Source organism: Rhodococcus sp. A14 (assembly GCF_011603105.1).
Taxonomy (GTDB): Bacteria; Actinomycetota; Actinomycetes; order Mycobacteriales; family Mycobacteriaceae; genus Rhodococcus_F; species Rhodococcus_F opacus.
Window position 1 is genome coordinate 18,344 of sequence record NZ_JAAOQS010000077.1, and the last position, 11,569, is coordinate 29,912.

Annotated in this window: 9 protein-coding genes; 7 read left to right on the forward strand and 2 right to left on the reverse strand. The window is 65.7% G+C overall.

The window, feature by feature from the left end; all coding sequences use genetic code 11:
* Window positions 1-89: 89 nt before the first annotated feature.
* Together G9373_RS31180 and G9373_RS31185 are read right to left on the reverse strand one after the other, a co-directional pair.
* The gene (locus tag G9373_RS31180; protein WP_167118613.1) at window positions 90-1,454 is read right to left on the reverse strand and encodes an MmgE/PrpD family protein; all 1,365 of its coding nucleotides are present in this window, start codon (window positions 1,452-1,454) and stop codon (window positions 90-92) included.
* Window positions 1,455-1,469: 15 nt separating this feature from the next.
* The gene (locus G9373_RS31185; protein ID WP_143548803.1) at window positions 1,470-2,852 is read right to left on the reverse strand and encodes an MmgE/PrpD family protein; all 1,383 of its coding nucleotides are present in this window, start codon (window positions 2,850-2,852) and stop codon (window positions 1,470-1,472) included.
* 736 nt (window positions 2,853-3,588) lie between these two features.
* Here G9373_RS31185 and G9373_RS31190 point away from each other — a divergent pair.
* From G9373_RS31190 to G9373_RS31220, 7 genes are all read left to right on the forward strand, one after another.
* On the forward strand, window positions 3,589-4,623 hold the full coding sequence (locus tag G9373_RS31190) for a TIGR03617 family F420-dependent LLM class oxidoreductase (protein ID WP_167118616.1): 1,035 nt from the start codon (window positions 3,589-3,591) through the stop codon (window positions 4,621-4,623).
* A gap of 1,154 nt (window positions 4,624-5,777) precedes the next feature.
* Window positions 5,778-7,016, forward strand: a complete 1,239-nt coding sequence (locus G9373_RS31195; protein ID WP_095870665.1) for a CoA transferase — start codon at window positions 5,778-5,780, stop codon at window positions 7,014-7,016.
* Window positions 7,013-7,804 (forward strand): enoyl-CoA hydratase-related protein, encoded by a 792-nt coding sequence (locus G9373_RS31200; protein WP_167118619.1) that lies wholly within the window; start codon window positions 7,013-7,015, stop codon window positions 7,802-7,804. Before G9373_RS31195 ends, G9373_RS31200 begins: the two co-directional genes overlap by 4 nt.
* Window positions 7,801-9,024 (forward strand): acyl-CoA dehydrogenase family protein, encoded by a 1,224-nt coding sequence (locus G9373_RS31205; protein ID WP_167118622.1) that lies wholly within the window; start codon window positions 7,801-7,803, stop codon window positions 9,022-9,024. The genes G9373_RS31200 and G9373_RS31205 overlap by 4 nt, the downstream gene beginning before the upstream one ends.
* Window positions 9,021-9,773 carry a 3-oxoacyl-ACP reductase family protein gene (locus G9373_RS31210; RefSeq protein WP_167118625.1) on the forward strand — a complete coding sequence of 251 codons (753 nt, stop codon included), beginning with the start codon at window positions 9,021-9,023 and terminating at the stop codon, window positions 9,771-9,773. The genes G9373_RS31205 and G9373_RS31210 overlap by 4 nt, the downstream gene beginning before the upstream one ends.
* Before the next feature lie 20 nt (window positions 9,774-9,793).
* Entirely contained in the window at window positions 9,794-10,672 is an 879-nt protein-coding gene (locus G9373_RS31215; protein ID WP_167118628.1) for a 3-hydroxyacyl-CoA dehydrogenase family protein, read from the forward strand.
* A gap of 9 nt (window positions 10,673-10,681) precedes the next feature.
* Window positions 10,682-11,569 carry a 3-hydroxyacyl-CoA dehydrogenase family protein gene (locus G9373_RS31220; protein WP_167118633.1) on the forward strand — a complete coding sequence of 296 codons (888 nt, stop codon included), beginning with the start codon at window positions 10,682-10,684 and terminating at the stop codon, window positions 11,567-11,569.

Genomic DNA, 11,569 nt, shown 5'->3' on the forward strand with positions numbered 1-11,569 from the left:
ACCGTTGCCCTTCATTTACAAGGAGGAATTTGACTGACATTTAGCTGTATGTCTGACATTAGACTCGTCAGTGAGGTTGGTGTCAAGGGTCACCGGCGTTCGAACGCACGGAACAGGGTCGTCACTGCGTCGAGCGACTCGAGTTCGGGGAGCCGAGCCAGCAGCGACCCGAGGACACCTGCCTGGTCGGGAGCGAGGGCACGCAGCGCCAGGGACTCGAACTTGGCGCGGACCTCCCCATCGCTCATCGGGTTCGCCGGATGACCGCGAGGCACATCGGCGGCCGCCGACAACATCGAACCGTCCGCCATCGTCAGGGTGAGTTCGGTCGGGCAACTGTCCCGGGTCGCTCGATCCGTCAGGTCGGGACGTTCGATCACGCTGATGCGGTCGATGATCGAGAAAAGTTGGGGATCGGTCAGCCTCTCGCTCGTGAATGCCTCATCCGACAGTTCACCGTCGACGAAAGCGGCCGCCATCAGGTACGGCATGCTGTGGTCTGCGGTTTCTCGGGTCGGTGGACGCCACTTCTCCGCGGCATCGCCCCGGCCGCCCCCGATCGAGCGCCACGCGTTCATGCAGGTCGCCACGTCGATCGCAACAATGTCGGAGAGGACGGCACGGTCGCGCAGCTCGATGACCAAGTCGACGGGGACCTGACCCCAGTAGCAGGCCGGATGCCGTTTGAGGCTGGCTCGCTCGATGGCCGACGGGTCCGCTGGTGTCAGCGTGAGATCGAAGGTGGGCCATACCCGTTCGAGCAGCCCATCCTTGCCCTCGAACGGTTCGGAAGGCCCGCTCATCCCGGCTGCGGCCAGGCGGACGGCGAATGTCGCTGTCATGGAGGCGTGGCCGGTGGCCGCGGCTTTCCACTCCGACAGCTCGCCGAACCTGGTCACCCGCAACGGGATGCTGGGGACGACGGCGAGGGCGAGGGCGTGTCCGATCTTCTCGCGCGGCAGCCGGAGGATCTTGGCCTGGCCGGCTGCGATGCCGAGTGAGCAATACACCCCTTGATCCCATCCGCCATCGGGTGGCACCGCCTCGGCCAGTCGGGTCGCGATTTCGTAGGCGAGGTAAATCGCGGTGACGGCGTCGGCGCCCGTCCCCTCCACCGACTCGGTCATCGCGAGCAGTGCGGGGATCATGTCGCTCGGGTGTCCCGAGACCCCGAAGTCGTTGAAGTCGAGGTAGCGGTCGGCTGTGGCGTTGGTGAAGGCGACCTGGTCGACGAGGCATTTCTCCGACTCGCCATAGACCGACGCCACGAGAGGGCCGCCGATACCGCGGGCGACCTCGCGGGCGATGCTGGCGGGCGCGCTGGCGAAGCCGCCGGCGCCGCATCCGACGGTATCGATCGTGTGGCGTACGACGGCGCGGACGCCGCCGGGCGTGAGGGTGTCGAAGTCGGTCGCTTGGATGAAGTCGACCAGTGAGGTCAGCAGCTTGTCCATGGGTGTCGTCCGGGGTCAGCCGAGCTGGCGAGTGAGGACCGCGATGTCGGCGACGGACTCGAGTTGGTCGATGGTGGTAACGAGCTGTTTGATCTCGGTGTCCTCGAAGGGACGGGCGGCGTGTCCGGCGCAGTCCTCGAACTTCGTTACCAGCTGTGACCAGTCGAGGGGGTTGTGGGCAGCGCCGGGAGTCTCGTCGTGCTTGGCCTCGCCGTAGAGCTCGCGGCCGTCCTTGAGGACGAGTCGAACCGCCCCGGCGGGGAGCTCCTTGCCCCAGTTGTACTTGGGATCGTCCACGAACACGACCTTCGACGCGACTTCGTAGACGAGCGGATCCGCGCGGCGCTCCGGCGAGAAGTCGCCAATTCCCACCGTTCCCTTCAGCAAGGCGAGCGAGACCGTGAAGGGGATGCTGAACTTGGCGTCGTTCGAGGTCGGGGGCCGTCGGCGGAACTCCGGCGGCTCGCTCAGCTGTTTCGCGAAATCGCCGCCGAAGACCTCGATCTTCTCGATCTCGTCGGTGCGGCCGGGTCCGCCCATCAGTCGGAGCGCGGTGTCGATGTAGGCGTGGGTGACACCGCAGCTCGGCCACAGCTTGTAGAGGATGGTCGCGCCTTGGAAATCGTTGCCGAGGTCGGCGACCATCGCGTCTCGGTCCCACTCACCGAAGTAGACCGGAAGAAAGGCGGCGTCACCCTCCAGCGGGGTCGATGTGGCTTTGACACCCTTCTCGGCCAGCAGGGCCGAGAGCACCGCGGCCTTCGCGGCGAATCCGCCGTACATCCCGCGTAGGTCGCCACCGGTGCCGTAGGCGGTCTGCATCGTGCTGGCGGCCTGCGTGCAGGCGATGCCGATCGCGTCCGCCACTTGCTTGGCGTCCAGACCGAGCAGCTTGGCGCATGCCGCCGCTGAGGCGAGCGTCCCCACGACCGGGGTCATGAACCAGTCCTGCTTCCACGCGACGTTCTTGCGGAGCCGTGCGAAGAGATCCTGGCCGACCGCCAGGGCGGTGATGAAGTCCTCGCCCGTCACGCCACCCTTGCGTTCCGCCACGGCGAGCAACGCCGGTAGCACCGTGACGCTCGGATGGTGACCTTCGGGCAGGTGATCGTCGTAATCGAGGCCATGGCCCATGGAGCCGTTGACGAAGGCGGCAGAGACGGCGGGGAGCTTCCCGCCGAAGCCGAACAGCGTGCTTTCCGGCTTACCGCCCCAATCCTTGGTGAGTTCGACGATGCCCGGCATGACGTCCATGAGACCGCTCGCGCCCAGGATCACGCCAAGCGTGTCGAGCGTGCTGTACTTCGCGGATCGGATCGCCTCCTCCGGGAGGGACCGGTACGTCGCTCTTGTTACGTATCGCCCGAACACATTCGCGAGATCCTCCTGCGCCATCATGTGCCACACCACCGCCCGTTCGTCAGAAGTAGATGATTACCATTCGGGAAATAGTCTGACATTGACGTGCCGGGAATCACAACCCTCGGGTGATGTGGAGAGAAGAGCTTCGCGGCCCAGACGGCGCGGGTCTTCCGGATCTGGGCCGGCGGCGCGACCGCGCCCGAGGAGACCTCTCGTTCTGCCTGCGCTATCGGCAAGCGCGACCGCCGAACCGGCACCCCTGGCCGGTGACTTGTGGATCCGTCACTGCTCGTGAGCTGGTGATGTTCACGCCACGGACGCACTCGCGGTCCGAGCGGCGACACCTGCGGACTACGTTCGTCGACTTAGGGCGGGATCGTGTGATGGCCGCGACGGGCGGGCTTCTCCTGTGAGCATTTCGTGCTCAGTTTCGAGACTGGCTGTTAAATGTTTGACCTTGCGCGTAGTGGTTATTATCTACTATGGTTGGCGCTGGCAGAACACTGACACGACACTCCGATGTTGCGCCCCGTCACGTCGCCACCACGGGATGCACGGTGCACGGCGGCATCGAATAGACCGCGCAACGCGTTGGCGATGCCGAGCGCGTGCGCAAATCCCAGATCTCGCCGACTCTCGCCTGGCGGGCGGCGTGTGACTTCGTGGCCCGCCGCTGTCGACTAGTCCGGCGGCGGGCCGCGACTCCAACCAAGCACTGTACGAACATGTTCCGAAGAACGTCGATAGCGATGTCCCACCAAGGAGGCTGATTGTGAAGGTCGATGCCCGCTTGGATGTTGACGATGTCGAGGCAATGGCTCAGACCGTGCGGCGACTGGAGATGGAAGGCTACGCGGGCATCTGGACGTCCGAAACGGCCCACGATCCCTTCCTCCCCCTGATGATTGCCGCCCAGCAGACCCAACGGGTACAGCTTGGATGTGCTATCGCTGTGGCGTTCGCGCGTAACCCCATGACCATTGCGAACGTTGCCCACGACCTGCAGAGGTACTCGCGTGGACGATTCGCTCTCGGCTTGGGAACTCAGGTGAAGTCGCATATCGAACGCCGTTTCTCGATGCAATGGTCTGATCCGATGAATCGGCTCGAGGAGTTCATCGATGCAGTGCGGGCGATCTTGACGGCATGGGAAACGGGGGAACGACTGCACTTCGAGGGTTCCTACTACCGGCACACGCTGATGACACCGATGTTTCGGCCCGATCCGCATGGTCACGGGCTTCCGCCGATCATCATGGCCGGTGTCGGGGCGAGCATGGTAGAGGCCGCCGCACGGAGCGCGGACGGTGTTCTCGTGCACGCGTTTTCTACTCCGGACTATCTCCGTGAGGTCGTTCTACCCGCTGTCGAACGGGGTCTGTCTTCTCGTGCTCGCGCGCGTGACGGATTCGAGGTGAGCTGTCGTGGGTTTCTCGCAACCGGCCGGGACGAGAAGGAACTCGATTGCGCGAAGCAAGCGATCCGGGCGCGCATTGCGTTTTACGCAAGTACGCCTTCCTACATGCCCGTCCTCCAGCGTCACGGATGGGAGGCTCTCGGCAGGCAGCTCAACACGTTGTCGCGATCGGGAGACGACGACCGGTGGACCAAGATGGCAAGCCTTATCGACGACGAAGTGCTCGAAACGTTCGCCATTGTCGCGGAACCTGATCGCGCAGGTGCCGAGATCGTGAGACGCTATTCGGTTATCGCAGATCGCTATTGGTTCTACACCCCCTATCCGATTCCCTCCGAACTACTCTCGTCGATTTCTCGCGCCATCAGTACCGGGCAGTCAGTCGGGTGAGGGTGTGCGATCGCATCTCGGAGTCGGCCCGGCGAGTTCGGAGACTTTGATGCGTATCGGATTCCGTGGAGTGGCGTTTTCCGGGCAACGGCGTGATCGGGCAGTTCCAGCACCAGACACCATCTCGCAGCGGCACCAGAATGTGCTCGTCGAAACACCGCGGACCCACCGATGAACGTGTGCAACGGTCGTCGCGCGGTGCGCAGTAGACCAGGTCGGGCTGTTTTCGGGGCGGCGGCCACGGCCTGATGTTGCGGTTGCCGCGACGCCGAGCATGGCCGTTGCGGAATGCACCGATACGGCTGGTGTCGGACAGAATCCCGCCCAGCGCCAGCCGCGAGCCCACTTGGTGATGCGTCCGCAAGGCTCGGTTTGTCGGATTCGCGCTTGCGTAGGGTCAGATCGGGCCGCCAACTGCGCCGGCACGCAGAATCGATGGACGTCCCCAATCTGGCGACGAAGGCCGCACACGGCAGCGATCCGATGACGGGGATCCGCTGCACCGCGGTGCAGTCGGACGCTGTGGTGCGATGTTGGTGTCGATGGCGTCATTGAGCACGTCCCCGCTGAGGGCGCTGCCCATGCGTCCAGCGCTGCCTTTGCTGTGTTGTCGTCGATTACCGGGGTGGACGGCCACGACGGGATGCTCGTCCGGAACGCCGTTGCGTAGATTGTCGGGTCGATGTCGCCCGTGAATGGCTGGGCGATTTTCGCGGCCGCGGCGGGGTTCTCATGGATGTCTTTCTGTGCGTGGCGAGGGCGGCCGTAAAGCATCGGAGCACGCGGTTTCTGCGCGATCGTCCGTTTCGGCTGCTGGATGGCGATCTCCGATTGCGGCGAGGGGATGGCGATCGCGTGGAAGCGGTCGCTGGTGCAACTTTGACGACCCTTTTGAAGCCAACCCCGAAACGACTTGCTAAATGTTTGACCTTGCGCATGGTGTTTATTGTCATCTATGGTTGTGCTGACCCAGAACGTGTTGCCCCCAACACGGACGACGCGCTCCCGACATGCGCGAGGCGGTGACGGTCCGGCACGGGCGCAAGAATCCGGATCCCGCCGACTATCGCGTCGCGTGACGGCGTATGGCCGCCCCTGCCGATGAGGGCGGCGGTCCAACTAACCACTGTACGAACGAGTTCCGAAGGACGCCGATGACCACACACGTCCAGACCGACGGGCCACTGCACGGCCTGCGAGTGGTCGACATGACCACGTCTTACGCGGGTCCCACCGCAGCGATGTACCTAGCCGACCTAGGCGCTACGGTGATCAAGGTCGAGCGGCCGGGCCACGGCGACGATGCCCGGAGCTGGGGTCCTCCATTCGTCGATGGGACATCGGCGTGGTTCGCCTCGGCCAACCGGAACAAGAAATCGCTGGTCCTCGATCTGGGCTCGACCTGTGGGCAGCAGGTACTACTACGGTTGCTCGACACCGCGGACGTGTTCCTGCAGAACATGAATCCGGCCAAGCTGGTTCGCTTGGGAATCGACGGTGAGTCCCTTCGTCGGCGCAACCCACGGCTGATCTACTGTGCGATGTCGGGCTTCGGACTGACTGGCCCGGACAGCGACCTGCCGGGATACGACCTGGTGGCTCAGGCGCGCTCCGGGCTGATGTCGGTCACCGGTGAGAAGGGCGGCAGCCCTCAACGCGTCTCGACCGCCCTGTCCGACGTAGTCACCGGCATGTGCGCCGCAATCGCCATCAACGCGGCCGCGGTGCGGCAAGCCCGCACCGGGGAGGGCGAGATCATCGACGTCTCCCTGCTCGATACCGATCTGGCGCTCATGGCCCCGCGTATCGCGGCGTACCACGCCGGCGAACCGGAGCCGGCACCCAGCGGCGGGACCGACTCCGTGCTCGCCGTCTACCAACCCTTCGAAGCCGCAGACCGGAGCATCGTCATCGCGGTCGGCAACGATGCCATGTGGCAACGCTTCTGCGCGGCCGTCGACCTCCCCGAACTCGCTGCGGACCCAGCCCTCGCAGATAACGCCGGTCGCCGCGCGCAAAGAGCGCAGATCACCGAGATCATCGCGAAACGACTGGCAACCAGGACCGCGACCGAGTGGCTGCGCATCCTCGGTGACGTCGACGTGCCGGCTGCACTGGTCCAGACACTGTCGGAAGTCGTGAAGGACCCGCAGGTCGTGGCCAGGGGGGCGCTGATGCCCGTACCCGGCGCGGCAGGAGAGCTGACCACCGTCCACAGCCCCTTCCGGCTCGCGTCGGTACCGCCGCGCAACGAACGGTTCCCCGACCTCGGCGCCGACACCCGGGAGATTCTCCTCGGACTCGGCTACAGCCACGACGAGGTGGCCGCTCTGCTCGTGAGTGGCGCGGTATCCGAGGCGACGGCGGCCGCACGCGAGGAGGCTGTCTTATGAGCGTGGTCAAAGTCGAGCGTGCGGGCTCGGTCACGACAGTGACGATCAACCGGCCCGAAGCCTTCAACGCTCTCAACACCGAAGTGATCACCGCCCTGCTGAACGCCGTCACCGAGGCTGCCTCCGACCCGGCAGTGCGCGCCCTCGTGCTGACCGCCGTCGGGGAGAAGGCATTCAGCGCGGGCGCGGACCTGAAGGAACTGGCCGGGATGGGACCGGACAGGGCCAGGGAAGTCATGGCCGGGGGCCAGCACATCTTCCGCACCCTGGAGCAGGCACCGATCCCGATCATCGCTGCCGTCAACGGACTCGCACTCGGCGGCGGGTTCGAGCTGATTCTCACCTCGACATTCCCCGTGCTCTCGACGAAAGCGTCACTGGGACTACCCGAATCCGGGTTGGGACTGATCCCCGGCTACGGCGGCACCCAGCGGTTGCCTCGGGCGGTGGGGCAGCGGGTGGCCGCGCATCTGATGCTCACCGGCAGCCGACTCGACGCGGACCGCGCCTACGCGCTCGGGCTGACCCCTATCCCGCCGGTCGCACCCGATCAGTTATTGGCCACTGCGACAACCCTCGCCGAGAAGATCGCAGCACAGGGACCGTTGGCGGTCCGCGCCATCCTGCATGCGCTCGAGGTTGGTCGTGACGCGCCACTCGATGCCGGGCTCGGCGTCGAGACCGGCCTGGCGGCGCTCGCCGTGGCCGGAGACGAATCCACCGAGGGTATCGGCGCGTTTCTCGAGCGCCGGCCCGCGAAATTCGCGAATCCGGAGGCACACCGATGAGTGTCGAGCCACTCGAAATTGATACCAATCCGAAGGCGTACCTGGCGCTCCACGAGCTGCTGGACGAGCCTGCGGCGGACGCAGCGCTCACCGAGCGCGAACGCGAGGTGCGTGCACAGACTCGTGACGTCGTGGCCCGTGAGGTCGCCCCACGCGCGGCGCACCTCGACGCCACCCACGAGTTCGCGCACGAGAGCGTCCAAGCGCTCGCCGCGGCCGGGCTGTGCGGGCTGGTTTTCCCCGAGCATCTCGGCGGCACCGGCGACACCAACGTCGCCTACGCCGTGGCGATGGAGGAAATCACCGCCGGCTGCGCGGCAACGAGCCTTGTCTTCATGACGCAGATGCACGCGGCATACCCGATCCTGCTCGCCGGCACCGACGAGCTGCAGCGCCGCTACATTCCCGGTCTGCTCGACGGGTCACGCTACGGTTCGCTCGGGATCACCGAACCGGATGCAGGGTCGGATGTGTCGAGCCTGGCAACGACCGCCACCCCGACCGATGACGGTTGGTCGCTCACCGGGCAGAAGACGTTCATCACCACCGGGGACCGCGCCGAGGTGATCATCTGCTTCGCCACCGTGGATCGATCGCGCGGCCGCGACGGAATCACCGCCTTCGTCGTCGAGGGCGGCTGGGCCGGAGTAGGCCACGGCCAGCCGTTCCACAAGATGGGGATGCACGGCTCGAGCACCGCCGAACTCTTCTTCGACCAGGTCGAGATCCCGCGGGACAATCTCCTCGGAACCGAGGGACGCGGCTGGTCGGTGGTGATGAGTTCGGTGGTCAAGTCCCGGATCAGCGCCGCCGCACAAGGCATCGGGCTCGCCCGCGCGGCGTACGCCCGCACGCTCGCCGCACTGACCCGGCTGCACGGCAACCGGCTCTCCGACGAGCACACCTTCGCGCTCGCCGACCTGCGCGGCCGGATCCTCCAAGGCAGGCTGCTGCTTCAGGCGGTCGCCCGTCAGGCCGACACCGATCCACACATCACCCCCGGCCAGATCGGTGTGATGAAGCAGTCCTGCACCGACCTGGGCTTTACGGCCTCGATCGAGGCCGCCCGCATCCTCGGCCCCTACGGCGACCTCGCCGATATCGGTGTCGAGCGGTGCCTGCGCGACGCGAAGGTCACGCAGATCTACGACGGCACCAACGAAATTCAGCGGCTGCTCATCGGCCGCGAGACCACCCGCGCGATGAAGGAACTGGCATGACATCACTGGAAGGCAAGGTCGCGATCGTCACGGGCGCCGGCCGTGGGCTGGGCCGATCGATGGCGCACGCGTTGGTCGAGGCGGGTGCCGCGGTCACCGTGGCCGCCCGCACCGGCACCGAACTCGACAGCTTCGTCGACGAGGTGAAGGCGGCCGGTGGACAGGCGTTGGCCTGCCCTACCGACATCATCGACGAGGCGTCGGTGGAAAGAACGGTGGAGGCCACCGTGGAGACCTTCGGTCGGGTGGACATCCTGGTCAACAACTCCGGGATCGTCGCATCCACCCCGCTCGTCGAGCAGTCCGCCGAGGAATGGGACCGGGTCGTCGCCACCAACCTGCGCGGCACCTACCTCGCGACCCGGGCTGTCGGCCGACACCTGCTTGCCCAGAAATCGGGCAAGGTCGTCAACATCGCCTCCAACTTCGCCTTGCAGGGTGTTGCCAACCACGCGGCGTACTCCGCCTCCAAGGCCGGGGTCATCGCCTTCACCCGCTCGATGGCGATCGAGTGGGCGCGGTACGGCATCCAGGTCAATGCCATCGCACCCGGGTACTTCGCCACAGCCCTCAACGCCGAGATGCGTGATGACGCCGACGCCTTGGCCAGCGTGGTGCGTGCCATCCCCGCGCGCCGGTTGGGTGAACCCGACGAACTCAAACCGTGGTTGCTGCTGCTCGCCGGCGGCGACTCGAACTTCATGACTGGCGAGGTCATCGTCATCGATGGCGGCCAGAGCGTCCGCTGAAACCGACCGGAGGACAACCAGTGAGTAACGACAGCAAGACCGTCGCCGTCCTCGGCGCGGGCACGATGGGCTCCGGGATCGCGACCGTGATGGCCCGTGCCGGCCACCAGACGGTCCTCTTCGACATCAACGAAACCAATCTGCAACGCGGTATCGACACCGTGCGCGGCTTCTTCGACAAGAGCGTCAAGCTCGGCAAGCTCGACGCAGACGCTGGGCACGCCGCCAAGAACGCGCTCGTCGGCACCACCGATCTCACCGACCTCGCACCGTGCGACGTGATCGTCGAGGCCGTCTTCGAGGACCTCGCCTTGAAGAAGGACACCTTCCGCCGCCTCGACGAGATCGTCTCGGAATCGACTCTGTTCCACACGAACACCTCGACGCTGTCGGTCACCGGGATCGCCTCCGGTTCCCGGCTGCCCGAACGGGTCGTCGGCACCCACTACTGCAACCCCGCACCTTTGATGAAGCTCGTCGAGGTCGCCGACGGCCGGCACACCGCCGACTGGGCACACAAGGCGACCATCGAATTCCTCGGATCGCTGGGCAAGACGAGCGTGGTGACCAAGGATCGTCCGGGATTCATCGTCAACCGCTTCCTCATTCCGTGGGAGAACTCCTGCATCCATGCACTTGAGTCGGGGCGGGGAACGAAGGAGTCGATCGACGCAGCCGTGCTTGGATCACTCGGCCACCCGATGGGACCATTCCGGCTCCTCGACATCGTCGGCATGGACATTCACCAGCAGGTCGCCACCCGCCTCTACGAGCAATTGCGCGACCCGAAGTTCTTCCCGCCACCGATGGTCGAGCGGATGGTCGCCGCGGGCGATCTGGGCCGCAAGACCGGCCGCGGTTTCTACGACTACGACGACACCCGACTCTTCGGGTCCTGAGGAGTAACCATGAGCGAGTCCACCACCGACTTTTCGACGATCGGTCTGCTCGGGTTCGGCACCATGGGCGCCGGCATCGCCCACGTGCTGGCCTCCTCCGGGCGCAAGGTGATCGTCCTCGACACAGACCAGGTGCGTCTGGAGGCGGGCAGTGCCTCTGTCACCGCGTTTCTCGACGGCGGCATCGCCCGCGGCACCGTCACCGACGAGGACAAGACCGCGGTTCTGGCCCGCATCATCACCACCACGCACGTGGGCGACCTCGCCGGTGTCGACGCCGTGATCGAGTCGGTCACCGAGAACGCAGAGGTGAAGACGGCCCTGTTACGCAAAGTGGCCACCGTGGTGGGGGAACAAATCCCCCTCCTGACCAACACCTCTGCGCTCTCGGTCACCGAACTCGCTGCAGCGCTGCCCAACCCGGCGCGTGTGGCCGGGCTGCACTTCTTCAACCCAGCACCGGTACAGCGCACCGTCGAGGTGGTGCCCGCTCTGCAGACCGACGGGGACCTGATCGAGCGGCTCGTCGCGCTTGTCGACACGCTCGCCGAGAAAGTCGCGGTCGTGGTCAAGGACGTGCCCGGGTTCCTGGTCACTTCCCTTCTGCTGCCCTACCTCAACGACGTCATCGCAGAGTACGACGACGGGTTGGCCACCGCGGAAGACATTGACGTCGCCCTCGAGCTCGGCCTCGGTTACAAGATCGGGCCGCTGAAGATGCTCGACACGATCGGGCTCGACGTCCATCTCCACGCATCCGAAGCGGCATACACCGCCACGTCGGATTCGCGGTACGCGCCGCCACCCCTGCTGCGTCGGATGGTTGCCGCCGGCCGGCTCGGCGACAAGAACGGACACGGATTCCGCACCGGACAGCCCACCGAGGAGAACAACTGA

Coding starts and splice junctions, on each gene's coding strand:
- G9373_RS31220 (WP_167118633.1), top strand. CDS start 10,682: ATGAGCGAGTCCACCACCGACTTTTCGACGATCGGTCTGCTCGGGTTC.
- G9373_RS31195 (WP_095870665.1), top strand. CDS start 5,778: ATGACCACACACGTCCAGACCGACGGGCCACTGCACGGCCTGCGAGTG.
- G9373_RS31200 (WP_167118619.1), top strand. CDS start 7,013: ATGAGCGTGGTCAAAGTCGAGCGTGCGGGCTCGGTCACGACAGTGACG.
- G9373_RS31180 (WP_167118613.1), bottom strand. CDS start 1,454: ATGGACAAGCTGCTGACCTCACTGGTCGACTTCATCCAAGCGACCGAC.
- G9373_RS31185 (WP_143548803.1), bottom strand. CDS start 2,852: ATGATGGCGCAGGAGGATCTCGCGAATGTGTTCGGGCGATACGTAACA.
- G9373_RS31210 (WP_167118625.1), top strand. CDS start 9,021: ATGACATCACTGGAAGGCAAGGTCGCGATCGTCACGGGCGCCGGCCGT.
- G9373_RS31205 (WP_167118622.1), top strand. CDS start 7,801: ATGAGTGTCGAGCCACTCGAAATTGATACCAATCCGAAGGCGTACCTG.